The 20,839-nt window shown below is 45.6% G+C and carries 18 protein-coding genes; 10 read left to right on the top strand and 8 right to left on the bottom strand.

Going from position 1 to position 20,839, the window contains the following annotated elements; genetic code table 11:
* Positions 1–52: 52 nt before the first annotated feature.
* Entirely contained in the window at positions 53–1,945 is a 1,893-nt protein-coding gene (locus K0I73_RS16620) for a methyl-accepting chemotaxis protein (RefSeq protein WP_220062145.1), read from the bottom strand.
* A gap of 341 nt (positions 1,946–2,286) precedes the next feature.
* Here K0I73_RS16620 and K0I73_RS16615 point away from each other — a divergent pair, with 341 nt between their 5' ends.
* The 3 genes from K0I73_RS16615 to K0I73_RS16605 all read left to right on the top strand — a co-directional run bounded on the left by K0I73_RS16615 (position 2,287) and on the right by K0I73_RS16605 (position 3,915).
* A complete protein-coding gene (locus tag K0I73_RS16615) occupies positions 2,287–2,784 on the top strand; it encodes a peptidylprolyl isomerase (protein ID WP_220064435.1) in 498 nt (165 codons plus the stop codon).
* 303 nt (positions 2,785–3,087) lie between these two features.
* Positions 3,088–3,372, top strand: a complete 285-nt coding sequence (locus tag K0I73_RS16610; RefSeq protein ID WP_220062144.1) for a DUF134 domain-containing protein — start codon at positions 3,088–3,090, stop codon at positions 3,370–3,372.
* Positions 3,373–3,381: 9 nt separating this feature from the next.
* Positions 3,382–3,915 carry a NifB/NifX family molybdenum-iron cluster-binding protein gene (locus tag K0I73_RS16605; protein WP_220062143.1) on the top strand — a complete coding sequence of 178 codons (534 nt, stop codon included), beginning with the start codon at positions 3,382–3,384 and terminating at the stop codon, positions 3,913–3,915.
* A gap of 16 nt (positions 3,916–3,931) precedes the next feature.
* On the opposite strand, the gene K0I73_RS16600 is transcribed toward K0I73_RS16605, so the two are convergent.
* Positions 3,932–4,294, bottom strand: a complete 363-nt coding sequence (locus K0I73_RS16600; protein ID WP_434086689.1) for a thioredoxin family protein — start codon at positions 4,292–4,294, stop codon at positions 3,932–3,934.
* 205 nt (positions 4,295–4,499) lie between these two features.
* On the opposite strand from K0I73_RS16600, the gene K0I73_RS16595 reads away from it, so the two are divergent.
* The 5 genes from K0I73_RS16595 to nrfD all read left to right on the top strand — a co-directional run bounded on the left by K0I73_RS16595 (position 4,500) and on the right by nrfD (position 11,224).
* On the top strand, positions 4,500–5,711 hold the full coding sequence (locus tag K0I73_RS16595) for an NnrS family protein (RefSeq protein ID WP_220062142.1): 1,212 nt from the start codon (positions 4,500–4,502) through the stop codon (positions 5,709–5,711).
* A gap of 141 nt (positions 5,712–5,852) precedes the next feature.
* On the top strand, positions 5,853–7,169 hold the full coding sequence (locus K0I73_RS16590; RefSeq protein ID WP_258405360.1) for an ammonia-forming cytochrome c nitrite reductase subunit c552: 1,317 nt from the start codon (positions 5,853–5,855) through the stop codon (positions 7,167–7,169).
* A gap of 249 nt (positions 7,170–7,418) precedes the next feature.
* Positions 7,419–9,701: a thiosulfate reductase PhsA gene (gene phsA, locus K0I73_RS16585; protein WP_220062140.1), complete on the top strand. Its 2,283-nt coding sequence runs from the start codon at positions 7,419–7,421 to the stop codon at positions 9,699–9,701.
* A 12-nt stretch (positions 9,702–9,713) separates the two neighbouring features.
* Positions 9,714–10,286 carry a 4Fe-4S dicluster domain-containing protein gene (locus K0I73_RS16580; protein ID WP_220062139.1) on the top strand — a complete coding sequence of 191 codons (573 nt, stop codon included), beginning with the start codon at positions 9,714–9,716 and terminating at the stop codon, positions 10,284–10,286.
* Positions 10,283–11,224, top strand: coding sequence for an NrfD/PsrC family molybdoenzyme membrane anchor subunit (nrfD, locus tag K0I73_RS16575; RefSeq protein ID WP_220062138.1), 942 nt, complete (start codon positions 10,283–10,285; stop codon positions 11,222–11,224). The genes K0I73_RS16580 and nrfD overlap by 4 nt, the downstream gene beginning before the upstream one ends.
* Before the next feature lie 101 nt (positions 11,225–11,325).
* Here the strand turns inward: nrfD and K0I73_RS16570 are convergent, their stop codons facing one another.
* The 4 genes from K0I73_RS16570 to K0I73_RS16555 all read right to left on the bottom strand — a co-directional run bounded on the left by K0I73_RS16570 (position 11,326) and on the right by K0I73_RS16555 (position 16,419).
* Positions 11,326–12,483 (bottom strand): putative sulfate/molybdate transporter, encoded by a 1,158-nt coding sequence (locus tag K0I73_RS16570; protein ID WP_220062137.1) that lies wholly within the window; start codon positions 12,481–12,483, stop codon positions 11,326–11,328.
* Positions 12,484–12,878: 395 nt separating this feature from the next.
* Entirely contained in the window at positions 12,879–14,285 is a 1,407-nt protein-coding gene (locus K0I73_RS16565; RefSeq protein WP_258405221.1) for a tetrathionate reductase family octaheme c-type cytochrome, read from the bottom strand.
* A gap of 44 nt (positions 14,286–14,329) precedes the next feature.
* On the bottom strand, positions 14,330–16,042 hold the full coding sequence (locus tag K0I73_RS16560; RefSeq protein ID WP_220062136.1) for a DUF3373 domain-containing protein: 1,713 nt from the start codon (positions 16,040–16,042) through the stop codon (positions 14,330–14,332).
* Between the two features lie 47 nt (positions 16,043–16,089).
* Positions 16,090–16,419, bottom strand: coding sequence for a c-type cytochrome (locus tag K0I73_RS16555; RefSeq protein ID WP_220062135.1), 330 nt, complete (start codon positions 16,417–16,419; stop codon positions 16,090–16,092).
* Between the two features lie 610 nt (positions 16,420–17,029).
* On the opposite strand from K0I73_RS16555, the gene K0I73_RS16550 reads away from it, so the two are divergent.
* Positions 17,030–18,226, top strand: a complete 1,197-nt coding sequence (locus tag K0I73_RS16550; protein WP_220062134.1) for a conjugal transfer protein TraF — start codon at positions 17,030–17,032, stop codon at positions 18,224–18,226.
* Positions 18,227–18,297: 71 nt separating this feature from the next.
* Here K0I73_RS16550 and K0I73_RS16545 read toward each other — a convergent pair whose 3' ends face one another.
* Both K0I73_RS16545 and metJ read right to left on the bottom strand, forming a co-directional pair.
* Positions 18,298–18,984 (bottom strand): sulfite exporter TauE/SafE family protein, encoded by a 687-nt coding sequence (locus K0I73_RS16545; RefSeq protein ID WP_220064432.1) that lies wholly within the window; start codon positions 18,982–18,984, stop codon positions 18,298–18,300.
* A gap of 143 nt (positions 18,985–19,127) precedes the next feature.
* Positions 19,128–19,442 (bottom strand): met regulon transcriptional regulator MetJ, encoded by a 315-nt coding sequence (gene metJ / locus K0I73_RS16540; protein ID WP_220062133.1) that lies wholly within the window; start codon positions 19,440–19,442, stop codon positions 19,128–19,130.
* Positions 19,443–19,666: 224 nt separating this feature from the next.
* On the opposite strand from metJ, the gene metB reads away from it, so the two are divergent.
* Positions 19,667–20,833 carry a cystathionine gamma-synthase gene (gene metB, locus K0I73_RS16535; RefSeq protein WP_220062132.1) on the top strand — a complete coding sequence of 389 codons (1,167 nt, stop codon included), beginning with the start codon at positions 19,667–19,669 and terminating at the stop codon, positions 20,831–20,833.
* Positions 20,834–20,839: the final 6 nt, after the last annotated feature.

Below are 20,839 nucleotides of genomic sequence, written 5' to 3'. Positions count from 1 at the left end.
AAAACCCGTTTATAAATGATTATAAACGGGTTTTTCATATGGATGTTGTTGGTCACAGCTTAAAGCGATTGACTTCCTGTTGCAGAGACGCGGCTAATTGTGCCAATTCTTGAGCTTGTCTCATGGAGGTTTGTGCCTCGGTAGAGAGATTTTCTGAAACTTCTCTTATCGACTCTGTGTTGCGGTTGATCTCGCTGGTTACAGAAGTCTGCTCCTCCGCTGCCGTGGCTATTTGACTCGCCATGTTAGAGATGTCGTTAATCGCTTGGCTAATCTGCAGCAAGCTTTCACTGGCAGAATTTGCATCGTTAACACTAGTTTCAGCCATTTCATGGCTCTGACTCATCGATTTAACGGCTTTACCTGCTGTTTGCTGCAAGGTTTCAATCATGCCTTGGATCTCTTGCGTCGACGAGTGAGTGCGCTGGGATAGTACACGTACTTCATCGGCAACAACGGCAAATCCACGACCTTGCTCACCCGCACGGGCCGCTTCAATGGCTGCATTGAGTGCCAACAAGTTGGTTTGCTCAGCAATACCGCTAATCGTTAACAGGATGCTGTTGATTTTTTGCGAGTGCTCGTTTAATTCGCCAATGATATGGCTGGCTGTTTCAACTTCGCTGGCTAAATTACGAATGGATTGCTGGCTTTGCATCACCTGATTTTGACCATGTTCAGAAAGACCAACGGCATCTTGCGCTGTATGCGCTGTATGCTCTGCATTATTAGCAATCTCTTCTGTCGCGCTGGCCATTTCTGTTACGGCTGTTGCGACCATGGTCACCTCATCTTGCTGAATTTCAATTCTTTGGCTATTTTCGGTTGCTGACGTGCTCGTTCCTTGAGCTTGGTGTTCTAATTGACCTGCAATATTATGCATGCGAGATATCATGCCGTGAAGTCGTTCAACAAAGCGGTTGAAGCCAGAGGCGAGCATACCAATTTCATCATGAGCATTAGCGGTTTTAATACGTACCGTTAAATCGCCATCTCCTTCTGCAATGTCATTGAGTGCCAGTGCTACTCGTTCAAGATCTCTAAATTGAATTTTGAAGATGGCAATAAGTACTAGACCAAATAGCGCCAATAACGCGAGACCCATCATAGACATCCACCAGGCTAAATTGGTGGCTTGAGACATGATCTCTTGCTTATTCATTACGAAAATAATCGCCCAATCGGTGTTGGGAATCGTTGCAACATATATTAGCGATGTTGAGTCGTTCAGCTTGCGTTCTTCCATTGTGCTGGCGTTAGCGCGTTGCGATAACCAACTGGTTGTAAAACTTGGATCAACCTCGTTCAACTGCTTGTTATTAAGCTGACTATTGGGATGGCTAATGATGAGTCCCGCGTTGTCGACCATCATGGAATAACCTTTGCCAGGAACTTTAAGTTTTTGCACTGCATCAGTTAATTGACCTATGGTCAGGTTGGCGGCTGCGACGCCATATAGACGGCCATCGATCATGACTGGATCGGCTATGGTAACGACTTGTTTTTTTAAGGTTGCGCTGACATAGGGCGCAGTCATGATCATCATTCCTGCAGCTTTGGCACCTTGATACCAAGGCCTTACTCTGGGATCGTAACCGGCCTTGTTAAGCTTGGGATCTTGGCGATACATGTTGCCTTGTTCATCACCAAAGTAGGTCAGACCAAATCCAGCCGCGATATGAGTCTGCAGAAGATAGGGGACTAAGTCGCGATCAGGATCTGTTTCAATGGTTTGCTTAAGGCTTGATATCGCATTTTTCCTATCTTGAATCCATTCACCAATGCCTTGAGCGAAGGTGTTGGCGAGTTGATCAATCTCTTGTTGGGTATTATCGAGCGCATTATTTCTAATGAAATAACTTGAGATAACAACCAAGACAGAAACGGTAATAAGTACCGCGAATAGACTGCTAAATAGCAGACGGGTTTTGAGCGTTGATCGCATATAAAAGTCCTCTAGTCGTCAGTTAGATTCTAACGTTAATTCAGTATAGTGCCTGTCTTAGACTCAGTGTTGGAATGTTTGAATACCACTTTATTAAGAGTAACCCATTAGTGAATATATGTAGTGCTAAGTGGGACTAAATTGAGCAACTTGATACCGATTTGAGTCGGCTTTTTTCGTGTTTGGCTTAATGTGTTGGTGTAGATAGCCGATAGAGCATGCCTTTAGCTGCGAGTCGAGCGGAAAACTTAGCTGTGGTGTTGCGTATGTTTCTTTACTTGGGGAGCGAAACCGCAGGTATACTTGTTCGAAATGTAAATGCAGCAGTTGAGTCTATTCTTATGATTATTTTTACTACCAATTTTGGCGATATCGAAATCGAGCTTGATATGGAGCATGCGCCCGTCAGTTCGAAGAACTTTCTTAAATATTGCCAAGAGGGATTCTTTGAGGGCACTATTTTTCACCGCGTGATCAAAGGATTTATGATCCAAGGGGGTGGATTTACCGCCGATATGGATGAGAAACCTACGCGTGCTGCTATCGTTAATGAGGCCAACCGTGGTCTTAAAAATGTCAAAGGGTCAATCGCCATGGCCCGCACCGATGCGCCTCACTCGGCCACAGGGCAGTTTTTCATCAACTTAGCCAATAACAGTTTTTTGGATCACACTGCGACAACCAATGTGGGGTGGGGCTATGCGGTATTTGGTCAGGTTACTGCGGGGATGGATGTGGTCAGCAAGATTGCGAAAGTTAAAACATGCTCTAAAGGTGAGCATGATGACGTGCCTGTCGATGTCATTCTTGTCGAGAAGGTAACGATTAAGGAAGATTGAACAGGCACTTATCCAAATAAATGGGGTTAGATCATTAACGCCATTAATGACGTATCAGTGTAAATCTTCTGATTGTGACATTTGGCACAGTTTCTTAGTGGTAACAAGCACAAACTCTTAGTTATTGGCGTGCGCCAATAACTAAGAGTGTTGTTTATCGCGATTCAGTTTACTCAGGTTCAGTCTATCGAGACTAGGCTTTTTGAGACAAGGTTCATTGAGACTAAGTTCATTGAGATTAAGTTTGAATGTGAGCTTGTGTGATTTACAGATAAACGCCTTAATTTTATATATAGGCCAAGTATGTCCAGACCCAAAAAATGTCGTCAGCTTTCCTGCTGCGCACCTTGCAGTATGTTTAAGCCCAATGGTATCGCATCGAATGAATTAACCAAGATCCAGCTTGAGGCTGATGAGTTTGAGGCGCTGAATTTAGGCGACGTACAGAAATTGAGTCAGTTAGACGCGGCGGCGTCTATGGGGATCTCTAGACAAACTTTTGGCAATCTATTGGCGAGCGCACGTAAAAAGGTAGCAACAGCTATTACTCAGGGGCATGCACTCTTGCTGCCTCAGCCAGAACAATAGGAAATCATTATGATTATCGCCATGCCTATGAGCCGGGGGCGTCTTGCCGCTCATTTTTCTAAAGCCCAACGAATCGGCTTTTTCAATGAATATCATCACTTAATTACTAGCTTTGACAATCCTGCTATTGAGGGCGGTTGTAGTGCTAAAAAAGCAATGTTAACCCTTATCGTTGCACAAAAAACCGATATTGTGATTGTGCAGCAAATTGGGGAACGTATGCTGGGTAAGCTACTCGACGCCGGCATTAGTGTGAGTAAAGGTGATAACACTAACAGTATCGAATCCTTATTAACGGCAACGAGCGATCTCAATCTACGACTGCTCGACGCCTCTCAAGGACGCAGATCGCTCAATCATGAGAAGAAAGGCGGATGCTGCTCTAGCTCTGGCGGTTGTGCTAGCTCTGGCGGTTGCGCAGGAGACTGTAGCTGTGGTGATAAAGTTGATGAATCTCACTCCCATCTGCTTGATAAACAGCGTCAACCTAACGGATTAGCGGATAAGCCTGTGAGTTATTCAGGCTTTAGAATCGTTAATTGATTAAGTGCAGTCCAGATCAATCTAACAGGCCGTAGGGGCGAGCGATCGCCTCTTTGACATCAACCATTGAAAACACCTTGGAAAATCGCCCGAAAGCTTGCCCTTGAAAATAGAGTTCCACCACGGGAAGGGCAAACACGTTATGGCTTGCCGCTATGTCGGGTTGGGCGACGCAATCGATATAGATAAATTTTATCTTGGGAAAGTCATCGCTTAGCATAGCCGCTAGGCGTGGCTTGATACTTTGGCAAACTCCACAGCTTGGCGCACCAAATAAGAGCATTACAGCTGGGTGTTGGGTTAATACTTGCTGTAACTCGGATAATGAGTCATTTGAGATTTGTCTGTGCCTTGCTGTCAACATCGATTCGATCGTCATTTGTTATTCTCACATGCCTATAAAGAGGTATTTTTGTTTTAATATCATCACTATATAACCAAAATTATGGTTAATTTTCTCTGCTTGGTTCACACTTCTTCAGATACTTTCGTTTAACCATTGTCGAAGCCTATTTCACTGGTTATTATACTCAATAATAAAGATGCATTTTATATGATTGTTATTTGTTGGCGGAGCAAGATAGATGTTAAATATTGATGACCCTAGTGAAGTGGAAAAGACCCCTGCAATTTGGCGTCTAGGCTTTAGGCCGTTTTTTCTCGGTGGTGCCAGTGTTGCAATGCTCTATATCCCCATATGGATCATAAGTTGGTTTTTGCCACAATATAGTGTTTTTCAAGATCAGTTTTGGGTAAAAGTCGTGCCTTTATGGTGGCATCCACACGAGATGTTATTTGGTTTTGCATTAGCCATAGTATGCGGCTTTCTGCTGACCGCGGTACAAACTTGGACTAATCAACCGAGTTTAAAAGGTTGGCCTTTGGCGATGACTTTTGGATGCTGGTTAATGGCGCGCGTGTTATTGCTCATGCCGTTCGAAATGCCTATTTGGCTGCCAGCACTATTTGATTCACTATTTTTGATGATCTCGGCGTTTACCCTATGGCGTTGCATTTTTAAGGTTAAGCAGTGGAACAACATTGGTTTTCCAATAATGCTGCTATTGGCGACAGGCATTAATTTACTGAGTTATTATGCGCTTAGTGAGCGTAACTTTACCTTAAGCCAGCATATATGGCAGGGGATGTTGTGGTGGCTTGGACTCATTATCACTGTTGTCGGTGGTCGGGTTATTCCCTTCTTTACTGCAATGCGGCTTAAGCAGACAAAACCTGATCCCATTAAAGCGGTCGATATTGGTTTGATCATATTGATGCTCACATTCGTGTTCCAAGGAATAGCTAAGTTCTTACCTCTAGGTATAGAGCAAGGTTTATTGGCTTTGGCTGCGTTACTGCATCTTATTCGCTGGTCACGTTGGTATCCTCATAAAACCTTGGGTGAGCCTTTGTTATGGTCACTGCATAGCGCCTATCTATTCTTGCCAATAACTTTGGCTGCGCTTGCATGGAATATCCATGATGAAAATGCCTATCGTCAACTATTGCATCTATTTGCTATCGGTACGTTAGCCGCGATCTGCTTGTCGATGATCTCTCGCGTATCACTAGGCCATACTAGTCGTAATATCTATCAAGGGCCTAATATGAGTATCGCCTTTGTAGCCCTGATTGTAGCGGCCGTGCTTCGAGCGGTAATGCCACTGCTATGGCCTCAATATTCGCAGTTTTGGCTTTGGGCTGCGGCGACCTGCTGGACCTTAGCCTTTGGCCTCTTTGTTTGGTGGTATGCGCCTATTTTGACAAAACCTAGAGTCGATGGTCGGCCTGGTTAGTCTGAGTTGAGCATGATTAATATTGTGGGTTACGAACCCACTATAGCGCCTACATTTGGAAAGTTAACTATGATAACCCATCGTTCGATATTTCGTTTTTTTAGGCCGTTTGCGATCGTAATCTTAGCCATACTGCTGCCGATGACCAAGAGTATGGCAGGGCAAGATCTTGTTACCCCAGAGCTGATGCAGGTGAAATTCCCGAATCAATATGCGAGCTGGTTGGCCACCTCCAAGCTGCAGGAACGTAGCGATATGCTCGCGAGTTATCCAGCCGCGATCATCTTATGGGCGGGTTCAGCTTATGCCAAAGAGTACCATAGCCCTCGCGGTCACCATTTTGCTGTCGCCGATGTCAGCCATACGTTACGAACAGGCGTTGCGCCCACCGAGGGACAAAAAGGCTTGTCAGCGAGTTGCTGGACCTGTAAATCACCCGATGTACCGCGCCTAATCGGTGAGCTAGGTGTCGAGGGATTCTCGGCAAAGAACTTTACCGATCTTGGCAAGGAGATGAACAGCGTTGTTTACTGTACGGACTGTCATGTTAAAGGGTCTGCGAAGCTCACTTTGCCTCGCCCTCATGCTCAAGATGCGATGACTAAGGTGCACCTGCCATTCGAAAAGCAAGACAGTAATATGCAAGGTTCGCAAGTTTGTGGTCAGTGCCATGTGACCTATTACTTTCAGCCAGAACGCAGTAATAAGGTTAACATCCCATGGATTTTTGGTAGTACGGCCGATCTTATAGAGAAGTACTACGATACTCGTCGTTTCTATGAATGGATCCATCCCATTTCTAAAACGCCAATCTTAAAGGCGCGTCATCCAGAGTTTGAGCATTGGAGTCGCAGTGAGCATGCCAAAGCTGGTGTCAGCTGTGTTAGTTGTCATATGCCGCAATCGGCCGATAGTAAAGGTAAAACCTTCACCAATCATCAGGTAGGTAAGGCATTACCTAACTATGATACGGTTTGCCAAGGCTGTCACACAGACAAGCAAGCCCTAATGACCAAGCTGGAATCGGGTAAAGCGCAGATTGATGCTAAAGCCCGAGAAGTTGAGCAACTTCTGGTTAAGGCCCACTATGAAGCGGGTGCCGCATGGGATGCGGGAGCGAGTTGGCCAATCATGAATGATGCCATAATGGCCATTCGCCACGCCCAATGGCGCTGGGACTTTGCCATGTCGTCACACGGTTTATATGCCCATAATCCACAAGAGGGCAATGAGCTGCTCGATACTGCAATCAAGCAGGCCAGTTATGCTCGAAACGCCTTGGCTGAGGTGTTAAGTATGCTAGAGGTCAAGCAGGTCGATTATCCTGACATCTCAACCAAAGAGAGTGCCCAGCAAGCAGTTGGTATAGAGTTGGAAAAATTAACTGAACAAAAGCAATCCTTTATTAAGGAAGAAGTGGACAAGCATTGGCCTGAGGTTAGTCAACATGGATATTAGTTTACCGGCTTAACCCTTTCAAAACGCCAGCCCAATGCTGGCGTTTTAACAATCTACATAAATATCACACTTCTTTCACAACGCCTCTAGAAATAGCAGAGCTAGATCACGCACCTCTTTCCTATGTGGTTTACCACAATACCCATGAATATTTTGTGGGATAACAATGGGGCATGCCTTCAACAAGTTGGCAAAAAAAACTAATAACAGTGTGTGATTTCATCTGCCTAGGCTGATGAGGAGGAAACCATGATAGAGCTTGATAGACGAACGTTTATTAAGGGTGCAGGTGCTGGTGGAGCTACTTGTGCGCTGGCGACACTACTGCCCGGTAGTTTGGCCGCCTTAGAACAACAACCATTAAAAGCCGTTGGTAAAGAGGTGGCGAGTATTTGTGAAATGTGCTCGACCCGATGCCCTATTTCTGCAAGGGTTGTTGATGGTAAAAATGTCTTCATTGGCGGCAATAAAGAGGCTAAGTCTTTTGGCGGTAAAGTATGTGCCAGAGGCGGAGCTGGCCACAGTTTGTTGTACGATCCGCAACGTATCGTTAATCCGCTTCGTCGCGTAGGTGAGCGTGGAGAAGGAAAATGGGAAGAGATAACTTGGAAGCAGGCCTACCAAACCATTGCTAAAAGCCTTAATGATATTAAAGCTAAACATGGCGCTGAAGCCGTGGCATTTTCTTCAAAGTCAGGTTCACTTTCTGGCCATCTATTTCATTTAGGTAAAGCCTTCGGCTCTCCCAATAGTTTCACCCATGCTTCCACTTGCCCGGGGGGGTATGTTATCGCGGCTAAAGCGATATTTGGGACCAAGGTTAAGCGTGATTTGGGTAATTCCAAATACATTATCAATTTCGGACATAACCTCTATGAGGGAATTAACATGTCTGAAACCCGCGGCATGATGAAAGCGCAGATGGAGAAGAATGCCAAGTTAGTGGTATTTGAGCCGCGCTTTTCCGTGGTTGCTGATAAAGCTGATGAGTGGTTTGCCATTCGCCCTGGTACTGACCTTGCTGTCGCGTTAGCCCTGTGCCATGTACTGATTGAAGATAACCTGTATGACCGTGAGTTTATCGAGCAGCATGTGGTCGGTTTTGAGGCCTTTGCCGAAGAAGTGAAAGCCTATACACCAGAGTGGGCAGAAGGCGTGAGTGATGTGCCCGCCAAAGATATTCGCCGAATTGCCCATGAATACGCTGCCCATGCGCCCCATGCCGTGGTGGATTTTGGCCACAGAGCCACCTTTACGCCTGAAGAGTTTGATATGCGCCGCGCCCTATTTGCGGCCAATGTATTGATTGGCAACATTGAGCGAAAAGGTGGGCTTTACCTTGGTAAAAAAGCTAAAACCTACAATAAGTTCGCTGGCGATAAAGTGGCACCCACATTAGGTAAGCCAGGGGTTGAGGGCTTGCCTAAGCCAACCGCCAAACGTATTGATCAAGTGGATGAGCAATACGCCATGATGTGGTCATCCGGCGGCATCTATCAAACCATTCTTGATGCAACCTTAGAGGCTAAACCCTACCAGCTTAAAGCTTGGGTGATGAGTCGTACCAACCCAATGCAAACCATGACAGATAGAGCTCGTGTGGTTGAGTCGCTCAAAAAACTCGACTTTGTCGTGTGCTGTGATGTGTACATCAGCGAAACGGCTGCTTACGCCGATATCATCTTGCCCGAATCGACTTACCTTGAACGTGATGAAGAGATTGCCGATAAGTCGGGTAAAAACCCCGCTTATTATGTGCGTCAACGCGTCGTTGAAACCATTGGGCAGACTAAACCAAGCTGGCAAATCTTTAAAGAATTAGGCGAAGAGATGGGACTAGGTCAGTTCTTCCCTTGGGAAAATATGGAAAGCCTGCAACTGCTGCAAGTTAATCGTGATGTCACGCTGTGGAATACTATCAAAGAGAAGGGTTATGTTAGCTATGGTAAGCCCTTAATGCTACGTGAACCTAGCATGGTGGCAGCGTTTACCGCTAAGTATCCTAACGCTAAACCGACGGATGAAGATGGCACTTATGCCAGCGCCATGAGTTTTAAGACTCCGAGTGGCAAGATTGAGCTCAGTTCAGATAAAGTCGAGAAAATGGCCACCGGACGCGGCGTGATTAAGTATCGTCCTGTGCAACTTAAGCAGGCGGACGAGCTCTACTTCATTCAAGGTAAAGTCGCGGTTCATACCAATGGCGCAACCCATAACATTCCTATGTTGGCCAATTTAATGTCAGACAATGGCGTATGGATCCATCCGCTTACCGCTGGCAAGCTTGGCATCTCATCGGGTGACAAGATAAGGCTTTCAAGCAGTGTGGGTAGTGAGGAGGGTACGGCGCTGGTCACTCCAGGTATTCGCCAAGATACCGTATTTGCTTATATGGGCTTTGGTTCTAAAAACAAAGAGCTAGCACGTGCGACGGGGAAAGGTATCCATTGTGGCAACCTGCTACCGCATCAAACTGCGCCTGTTTGTGGCATGAATATTCACACTACTGGCATCACGCTAGCGAAGATCTAATAGGAGCCCAGTATGAGTAAACGATATGTAATGGTGCACGATGAAAATCGCTGTATTGGTTGCCAAGCTTGCAGTGTTGCTTGCCGAAGCGAAAACGGCACGCCTGAAAGCGTTAGCCGTCTTCAGGTCAGAGTTGAAGGTCCTTTTGGTGATGCGCCGCATCTGCACTTTAAATATAACCGCGTCTCTTGTCAGCAATGTGAAAATGCACCTTGTGTGACTGTGTGTCCAACCGGCGCCGCGTATGTCGGCGATGATGGCTTAGTGTCCATCAAAGCGGATAAGTGTGTTGGCTGTATGTATTGTGTCGCAGCTTGCCCGTATAAAGTGCGCTTTATGAACCCCGAAACCAAGGCGGCTGACAAGTGTAATTTCTGTAAAGATACCCGTTTAGCACGCGGTGAGTTACCCGCTTGTGTGACGGTATGTCCAACTGATGCGCTGATCTTTGGTGATGCCAACGATCCGCAAAGCGATGTCGCAAAACTGATTAATACCAAGGCAACCTATCAGGAGAAGACCCATCTTGGGACTCAACCTAGGGTGTATCGCATTCCAACTAAACGTGGGGGGATCCAGTCATGAACAATACATGGGGCGATATGGCGCAATACGATCCGGTAACGTGGAACTGGATCATCGCAGTTTACCTGTTTATGGCAGGTCTGTCGGCGGGGTCGATTCTTATCGGTATCGGACTGCGCTGGTACAGCAAAGATAAGTCAGTAGAGAGCGCAATATTAAAAGCGGCGGCGATTATTAGCCCTGTGGCGATCTCGCTTGGCCTGGCTTGCTTAGTGTTTGATTTAACTAAGCCATTTCATTTCTGGCTGATTCTAATCAACTACAATTTGAGCTCGGTAATGTCGATTGGTGTGCTGGCGCTATTGGCCTACTCGCCCATAGGTATCGCGTACTCTCTAATAGTGCTCCGTGATGAGCTACCTAAATGGAAGCTGGGCTTTTTAGTGCCACTCGCACATGCCTTGCAGCCGTTTAGAAAGGCGATTGAAGTGGTGCTATTTGTGCTCGCTATCGGTGTAGGGGCTTATACTGGCTTCCTGATCTCGGCGATGAATGCCTACCCTATGCTCAATACTGCGGTACTACCGGCGCTATTCTTAGTCTCTGGTTTATCTGCGGGGGCGGCGGCCAATGCCATTGGGGCTTTGGTGATGTTTAATACCAGTAGTCACGACGCAACTCTTGGTAAAATGCATGGGTTAGAACTGCCAGTGATGCTGAGTGAAATGATGTTTCTGTTTATGCTATTTTGCGCACTATATTTCAAAGGTGGGGCAGCCGCAGCCGCGCTAGCCTCGTTGACGATTGGTGTTTGGGCGAGTGTATTCTGGATTGGCGTTGTGGGTATTGGCTTTGCAATTCCCTTACTCTCTATGCTCATGCCTGCTCAGACTCGCCACACCAAAGGCGTGATGATCGCGGTTGCCTGCTGTAGCTTAACAGGGGTATTAGCACTGAGACACTTTGTGCTGTATGCCGGGCAAAGTTATATCAGCTGATAATGAACTCACAGCCTAAAGCTTGAGCCTAGCTTGAGTTTCGGTTTTACCGTTAACGCCCAGAGAGAACTCTGGGCTTTTTATTGGTTAAAAAATCGTTCTTAGCGCGTTAAGTCCGCGATGATTCGCCATTGTCTGCGGCCCATTTCAAGTATCACCCCCGCTGCTAATCCTGCTGCGGTGTTAACCAGCAAACAAATAGCGGCGGTTGATAAAATCACCACAATACAAAAGGGTTTACCGTCGACAAATCGTTTTGACCAGGCTAGTTGCGTCCCAGCGATGGCCAGCAGACTACCCAATACTGCCAGCGGAATAAGCGACAGCAGACTGGCGATGCCTTGCCCCCAAAATGCGGCAATAAGTAAACAGGCTACGCCAAAAATGGTCGGTGTTAACCATGTACGCGCACCAAAGTGATACTGCACCGCTAGGCCTCCGGCGCCGTGGCACATGGCGGCAGCGCCGATGGGTGCCAGTAACAGGTTGGCCCAGCCAGCGCTTGTGGCGAATCGTTTAGGGCTAAATCGATCGTTGAACTTTATATGGTCTTCGGGGAATTTCTCGTTGGCCATTGCGGATGTCGCGATAACGGCATTGGTCAGGGTTAATGCCAATTGTGGCAGTACCAGCAGACCTGCTGCGGAGGACCATTCATTAAGACTTGGCCAACCCAGTTGCCACGGAGTGCTACCTGATAATTCAAAGCTAGGGGCTAGACCACTAGTTATTTGCCACATAATGCCAAAAATTAAGACCAATGGCATAGCAAGGTAAGGTAAGGGGAAGAAGCGACTCGCAAATAAGACGGTAAAAGCAATAATGCCGATAATCCAAGTGTCACTTATCATTTGGCCTCCCATCCAAATCAGCTGCAAGCCAATGGCAAGTTGTATCCCAATACTGATGGCGGGAGAAAGTTGTTTTGCCATCCAAGTAATGGCACCGCTATAAGCCAAGATTAAGAGAATGATGCCCATCATGATCCCACTGGCTTGCAACATGCCAGGGGTTAACCCTTGTGCGATAACCAGCGCCGCAATCACCTTCATTGGTTGCACAGGAATGGGCCTGCGGTAATAGAAGGCGGTAAATAGTGCGAATAGACCAAATCCCATAAAGATCCCTTGGGGGGAAAAATGGTTGATCGCAATAAGCCCAAGTACTAAGGGAAGAAAAGTACCTAAATCGGCAAAGGCGCCGCTGAATTCTCCTGAATATTTGTTGAGGGTGTCAAAGGGGGTTGTCTTACATTTCATAAAGCTTGCCGTAGGAAATAGTCAATTAGGACAATACAATTTTAATGCCACAAATTTTGTGGGTTTAGCGGGAAAATAGGGCGTTTGTGAGCCTTTTTGACCAGATAGAGTGAGACAAGTTGTCACATAGGTATTTTTAAGTGGGACAAGAGGTCTAATATTTGCGATTGCTAATATTTTTGGTGCCTCATAGATTAGCCTGACTTATTCGGACACTTTCTGCATAACAGCAATGGCGACATAACAAAAAATGGCAGAGTAACAAGGTTATCCGTATGGTTGGGGGCGGTACCATATGGAATAATTGTTACTCGTAGCCATTGACTGCAATAGTGTTGTTTCCTTGGCGATAAAATTAGCTCTATCGCTTGTTCGATAGAGCTATCAACATCATGCTACTTAGCGTGTTTAGCGCCTTGCTTATTCTTCATCGGGTCGCCGTCGTAACCTAGGGCTTGCCAATTCAAACGAGAGCCTTTGTTGTGGCAATCATTACATTTAAGAGCTTGGTCTTTTGGAGAAACCATATGGTTAATACGCCACCACATCTCGGTTTCAGCAAAGCCATGCTCTCCACTGTACTTGATGCCCTTCTCGGCTAATGCTTGGTTGGCTTCCATACCTAACTTCGCGGCTTTATCCCAATCGAAATCTTTCCAGTAACCCCCTTTACCGTAAACTTTAGCCGTGACAAAGATATTCTGCTTCTTGTCATAGATCTGCTTACCTCTATGGACCTTAAATGGATAGATCTTCGCTGTGGTGTCGCTAATGTCACCTAATGGATAGGTCAATTTGGTGACCTTAGTTGGATCCATCTTATCCCCGACCATGTAAGCGTCGGCCTTGCCGTTATACCAAGCATATTCAGGTTGCACCATCTTCTTCCAGACGAAGCTACCTTTTTTCTTCATAAAGGTGTGCTTGCCATTTTCATCGACGGTTTCCGCTTGATCGCTGCCTGCAGTGGACCAGTCCCAGCTCATCTTAGTTGGCTCGCTGCGAGCAAAAAACGGGATGTGACAGGTTTGACAAGCAACACTGGCGGTATGCGTATTGAGTCGTTTGTTTTCATGGGGCGCCGCGTCGTGACAATTCTCACAACCGATATCATTGGTGCCGCCAGGGGAGACGCCCATGGCATTGCCCGTGATTTGATGCTGCGCGGTAGTATGACAAGTTTGGCATTGGAAATCGTTGCCATCGCTGTCCATGTGCACATCTGTGGCTTTATCAGGGTAGGCCATAGAAGAGTCTAGGTCACCATGTTTAACTGCATCTCCGCCACCTCCGTAGAAGTGACAGGTTCCGCAGTTATCGCGAACGGGACTTCCCACATTTTGTGCGACGCGCTCAAGATTGACCTTAGAAGCGGCTTCTCCGGCGCCTGCAGGATCTTTTACATAAGTCCCTGTGGTGTCATGACAAACTAAGCAATCCACCTTGGTCATGTCGGTAAAATCGAAGCTGTTATCTTTCCAGCCGTAGCCAGCATGACAACTGGTGCATCTTGGTTCATTGCCTGAAATAGAGGTGCAGAAGTTGTTGATGGCGTTTTTCTTACCACGTTTAACGGTGCGACCAGGCAGCTCCTGTTCTAGCTCCCATGTCCAGTGTGAAGATTTCATGAACTCTTTTGCGTGATCTTCATGGCACTCGATACATTGTTCGGTAACTTGAGATCCTTGAGTAAATGGCCCTTGAATGGCTTCTTTATGTGGATTTTCAGCCGCAGCGCTAAAGGTGGTGAGTCCTATTACGCCTGCGGTGATAATCGAAGCTAAATAAAGCGTATGTTTCATCGAATCATCCCTACCCCCCGACTACGCCGGGGGGAGTAAAAGGTTTAGAAATTGACAACTAATGAGGCGTTAATGTCGTATGCCGTGTCGACTGCTGGCAGCATTGAGAATGCAGTGCCAGCGATCACATCATCAATTTTTTGTGGCGCGCCAACTGGGGTGCCACTACCTGTGTATTCATAGTCGTAATAGAGACCCGCAAGCTTGATGAACATGCGTGGATTGATATCGAACATGTAGTAGGCTTCGGCAACGTGACCACGGGTCGCTAACTTGCTACCGATAGGATCATCCTGCGCTTGAGTGAAAGGGGTCCAGTATTTAGAGCCATAGTTGTATTCGAGACCAAATTTACCGTAAGGAACAGGAACTTGGATACCGACATAGACGCCGTAACCATCTTTAGCATCATCTGAATCCGCGGCACTTGGCATCATAATGATTTCGCTGCCATCAGCATTAAGCTGTGCTTCAAATACCGCATCGCTTAACATGCCACCGAACATACCTGCATTGCCGTTACCTTCGGCGCGAGTCCAGCCTAGAGAGGCAAATACTTTCATGTCTTCATCACTTTCGTAGGCATACCCGATACCACCTAAGTACATGTCACCAATGACACCGCTTGGTTGCACTCGGGTTTCGAAGTTGAAGTTAGAGAACTTCTGCATATCTTGGTACATGGTTGGTGCAAAAATGCCCGCTAGCTGAGTCGGGAAGGCCATGGTGCCTTTGAAGCCATCGTTAATATCTTTGGCGCCAAATAGGGTGAATTGGAGGAAGTGGTTTCCGTCGTTAATGGCATCGATATTAAAGCCGCCAAGATGAGTATCTTTGGTGACTATGTCGCCAAACATCTCGCCGTTACCCCATTGTGACTCGAAACCTTGACCGTAGCAGAAGCGTACTATCTGGCCATCGATACCAGTAATTTCACTCAGGTTGTAGCCTAAGGTCAAACCATCAAAGTTGAAATTAACTAAGTGACCAGAAGGTGTGCCACCACGCTTTTCATTTTCGCGGTAGTGAGATGGAGGGCCATAGGTAGAAGGTCTGCGGCCTATTGATAGGAAGGTGTTAGAGCCGCCGATATCTTTCCAATTGAAATAAGCGCGTTCAACTCTGAGCCAGTCACCGCTGGTGTTACCGCTGCTGGTGCCATCCATAGTGAATGAACGCCATGAATCAAATACTTGGGTGCCTGTTGAGTCGCCCCAGTTTTTGTACATGCTTAGGCGAGCGGCGAAGCTAACATTGTCCCAAACCTTGGCTTTCAGGTTAAGGCGTAAACGAGTGGTGTAGAAAATGTCGTTGTTAATATCTTGGGTGCTTTTAGGCGCAAGCACATAAGGCATAACACCTTGTAGCATGCCGTTTTGGAAAGCCATAGCAAGATCTGGATTGGCGCTGAGCATCTGTCCTAATGGTGAGCTAGGGTCATTAGGCATACCAAAGGCACCAGACATGGCTTTTTGACCAAAATCATTAAAGTCTACCTTGATAGCAGGGTTCCAGGTGACGTTTTGGTAATGCAATGAATGGGCCTTGGTACGAAAATCTCCCGTGATTTCAATTCTATCGAGCGAAGTATGGCGCTCATTTTTATCCACACGGCTATTAATATCGTCAATTTCTTGTGACAGTTCTGCTAGCTGCTGTTTTAGATCTGCCAGTTTTTGTTGTTCTTGGTCGGCACTGTAGGCGCTGCCTGAAAAAGCTAATGCATTGGCAATCAGTATTGATAGTAGAGTACGCATGTTATCTCTCCCGTTACGTAAAGACGCAGTAAATAATTCGCTTTTGGTTAACCGCAAGTTTGTGGCTGATCAGAATCTGCCGCATGGTCATAAAGGAACTGTTGAATATCTAAGCGTTCCTTTTCGGAGAGTTTTTCAAAAACGTCTGGTTTTACTTTGTGCATGTCACGTTGAAAGAAGCGGTCCCACTGACTCATGGTTTTGCTCATAGGTGTTAACTCACCAGCGGCATCACCTTTGCTGTGGCAGGCCTTACACTCTTTTTTGTAGAGATGTTTGCCCTTTTTCGGGTTGCCGCCATCTACGGCATAGGCTTGTCCGCCAATTGACAGAGTTAACATTAGGCAAGTAGCAATTTTTACTAGGTTCTTCATCATCTTTTTCCTTAATCACTACTCCGAGTGATTTATTGATATGAAACAAAATGCTTGTTTCTTGTTGGAAAATTTATCAAAAGACACTAGATGTTAATTTGAAGTTGATCACTTCAATTAAAAAAATCTAATTGATAAAAATATCATTAATAAAAATCTAATGAAATTTCTTAATTCTATGTTTTATAATGTTTTTTTGTTTTTTGTTTTGGTAGGGGAAATCAACTTAAGGTCTGGGGCTGTGATGATTTATGTCACACTTCATTATTTTAACTATTTCTAAACAAGGGGCGGGTTAACCGAACGTTGTCGGTTTGCCTGACTCTTGAGTGGAGTTGTTGTTTAACTGTTAACCAAGGTTGATGATTGAACTGTATCGAACTCTCGTTATCAATTGCCGTCAGTTTATTAGTGGTAGCCTATTGTTTCTATGATAAATGTTGATTATGTTGGGCCGTAACTTTAGTTCGCTGCCTCTATATTGTTTGGCGTAGTGATATTTGACGAATTTATTATTTTTTAGGGCTTAAATCGTCCACAATAAGCTGATGATGGACTATCTTTAAAATCGAGCTATTTGATAATGAAAATAACAAAAATTAGGGTGAATGGAATGAGGTTCCTTAATAGTGTATTTACGATGGTGTTGTGCGGTTTATCTGTTTCAGCGTTCGCTGGGCAACAATATTACGAAGCTCGTAGTGATGCGATGGGGGGCGCGAGCGTAGCCTCTTCTAATCGAGAGGGTGCAGCCTTCATTAATCCCGCATTGTTAGCTGTGCATGCGCCAAAATATTCGGGCGGTGTCGTCATGTTACCTGCATTGGGAGGCGATGCGGCAAATGTGAACAACTTAAGCGATCAATTTGATCTGCTTCAGCTCTCCTATGATGGTTTAGAAAGCGCAATTAATGTGGCTGATGTTGCAGAAATTGAGCGTTATAAAACTGCGCTAATCGGTGATTTACAATCTTTAGAAGATGAGAGTGCTTACGCTAGCGCGGGATTAGGTTTCTCTGTGGTATTGCCAACTAAGCGGATGCCAATGGCAATATTCTATAAAACCTATATTGATGCGGTGAGTGTCGCAGCGATAGAACAAAGTGATTTAGATTTGTTGGAAAATATCGATCCCAATAATCCGCCTGCCTTGACTGATCTTGATTCCCAAGGTGCTGTTATAGCAGGTGCAGTTTCAGATTTAGGGGTTGCACTTAGTTTTCCGATATCCATAGTTAACATGCCTATTGCTGTAGGGATCTCGCCTAAGTTACAACGTATCGATACATACAATTATGTCATTAGCGCCAATGATTTCGATGCGGGCGATTTCGATGATGAAAAATATCGCAACAAGGAGACCGCTTTTAACTTAGATGTCGGCGTCGCGATGCAACCTATAGAGGGGATGCTTATTGGTTTGTCTGGTCGTAATTTGATCAATCATAAAGTGGATACTGTCGAGTCACTTGGACGTCAATTTACTTATCGAGTTGAGGCGCTTTATACCGCTGGGGTTTCTTATGAGTGGAATAGATTTAGCGTAACAACAGACATAGATCTTAATAAAAATAAGCGCTTTGATGAAATCGATAGCACCCAGTATTGGCGTTTAGGCGGTGAAATACAAGCAACTGATTGGCTTGCTTTGCGTTTAGGCTATCGTCATGATCTTGAGGATTCGACCGCTGATATTTATTCCATAGGCACAGGATTTACCATTGGTCGCTCATTTAATTTCGATTTAACTGGCATGATGGGCAGCGATGATGCTGTCGGCGGCGTAATTCAAACTTCTTATCATTTTTAAGCTTGATAGTAAAAAGCGATGAAAGCTGAGATTAGCAAAGATCTCAGCTTTTTTATTTGGGCCACCTGAATTTAACTAGTCATATCTAATATCGATTTGCTTGCTAAGATGATCGCGCTGAGACTACACAGCGATAACGTCATAACCCGTGTTTTCTGCTTGTCTACCCGACCAACGAGTCGATTCGCAAATAAGTAGCCCAAAATAACCGATGGCAATAGCAGCGCCGAAATATAAAAGTGGTGTAAGGTGAGCAGGCCGCTGAAGCCTAAAATTATTAGCGCTATGGTTGAGCTGAAAATAAAAAATGCCGACAGTGCGGCTCGGAACTGTTTGGCGTCTTTTCCTGAAAGTAAGATCGCTAATGGTGGTCCACCAATGGCGGCAATATTACCAAAAATGCCTGATAGTATGCCTGCTGCAAATAAGCTAGTTCGCGTGATAGGGAGAGATAACTTGAGTAAACTTAGCAATACTGCCAGTGCCACGATAATCGCTATGGCTAAACCTAATATCGGTTGTGGTGCCCAGAGCAATAGCAAAGCACCTAATATGCCTCCAGGAATTCGTCCAAGTAATGCATATTGTAAACCGTTAAACTCAAGTGCTGCTCGTTCTCTGAATAGTGTTAACAGTGAGATTGAAAATCCCATTAAGATCACTGGCGCGGGAACGAGGCTGGGATCGACAAGATAAAGCAGTGGCGAGGCGACAACGGCTAAGCCAAAACCGATAAGGCTTTGAGTAAACGCACCCATAAAGATGATTAATGAGGCGAGAATTAAGCTCGTCGGGTCGATGATAAAGTCAGCCACAATTACTCCATCTGGCGGGAATGATTGACAAAAAAGGGACCGTTAAAAGATCCCTTTCTAGATAAATATTTGGCAAGTTGAGTGTATTACTCTAACTCTTCCCATTCGATGCCCATTTCTGTCATCAGCTTTTTCACTTCAGCTGGGATACTATCAGGCTTGTCTTTTGACAAATCATCGTCATGGGGAAGCGGTTGGCCTGTATAGGCATGCAAAAACGCTTCACAGAGCAATTCGCTGTTGGTGGCATGGCGTAAGTTATTTACCTGACGGCGTGTTCGCTCATCGGTTAATACCTTAAGTACCTTTAGAGGAATAGAGACAGTGATCTTTTTCACTTGCTCATTCTTCTTACCATGTTCTGCATATGGGCTGATATAATCGCCATTCCACTCAGTCATTGACTCACCTGTAAATTCTCAAATTCGGGGCAGATTTTATACCCTTACAAATTACAGTCAAATTATTGCCCTTAATTTTTGTGAATTGCAAATAGATTTCTAAATGTTTGGACGTCTAAACGTCTAAATGTGTTGACGGTGAGGGCTTGCTTCGGTACATTTAGACGTCCAGACATCTCTTTGTGGAAGATGACTGTTAGCGTATCGATTTTTAGGAGTAATAGATGACAGAGCGAAAACTAGCCACCACAGCGGTTCGTACCGGGATTGAGTCGGATACTCAACATGGTGCAGTTGTACCGCCCATTTACCTGTCAACAAATTACTCTTTTGATGGCCATAACAATCCCCGCGACTTTGACTATAGTCGTTCGGGTAATCCGACGCGATCAATTTTAGGCGATGCAATTGCTGAATTAGAGCGAGGCGCTACTGGTGTGGTGACCTGCACAGGTATGGCCGCAATTACCTTAGTGACTAGTTTGCTTGGCCCCGACGATCTGCTTATCGTTCCCCATGATTGCTATGGTGGTAGTTATCGTCTGTTTACCAATCTTGCAAAGAAAGGCGCTTTTAAACTTGTCGTGGTCGACCAGACAGATCCTAAAGCGTTAGACGCGGCGATCGCTCAGCAGCCCAAGATGGTATGGTTAGAAACGCCCTCTAATCCGTTATTACGCGTCGTCGACATCGAAGCAATAGCGAAAGCGAGTCACAGCGTAGGTGCACAGGTGGTGGTCGATAACACTTTTTTATCCCCTATTTTACAGCAGCCTCTACTGCTCGGCGCCGATATAGTTATTCACTCAACTACCAAATATATCAATGGTCACAGTGATGTAGTTGGCGGAGCGGTTGTCGCCAAAGATGCTGAGGTCGGTGAACTGCTCCACTGGTGGTCTAATACCTTAGGTTTAACTGGCTCGGCTTTCGATAGTTATCTTACCTTACGTGGTTTACGTACCTTGCCAATAAGAATTCGTGAGCATCAAGCAAATGCACAGAAGGTACTCGCGTTACTGACATCTCATTCTGCGGTTGCAAAGGTATATTATCCAGGGCTTACGGATCATCCAGGACATGAGATCGCGCTAAAGCAACAAAAAGGCTTTGGTGCAATGCTTAGTTTTGAACTAAAAGGTGGAGAATCCCAGCTTATTGCGTTTTTAGATCAGTTAAAATACTTTTCAGTAGCCGAAAGTCTTGGGGGGGTAGAGAGCTTAGTCGCAGTTCCTGCTACCATGACCCATAGAGCGATGGACCCAGAAGCGCGTTTTGAAGCTGGAGTAAAAGAGACTCTGATCCGTTTGTCTGTGGGGATCGAAGATGGTGATGATCTGGTGGCCGACATTCTGGCGGGTTTAGATGCTGCTGAAGCAGTAAGTTGTTAAAGGTAT

The sequence above is a fragment of the Shewanella mesophila genome, assembly GCF_019457515.1.
In the GTDB taxonomy this organism is placed as follows: Bacteria; Pseudomonadota; Gammaproteobacteria; order Enterobacterales; family Shewanellaceae; genus Shewanella; species Shewanella mesophila.
This window is presented reverse-complemented; position numbering and strand designations above follow the sequence as displayed.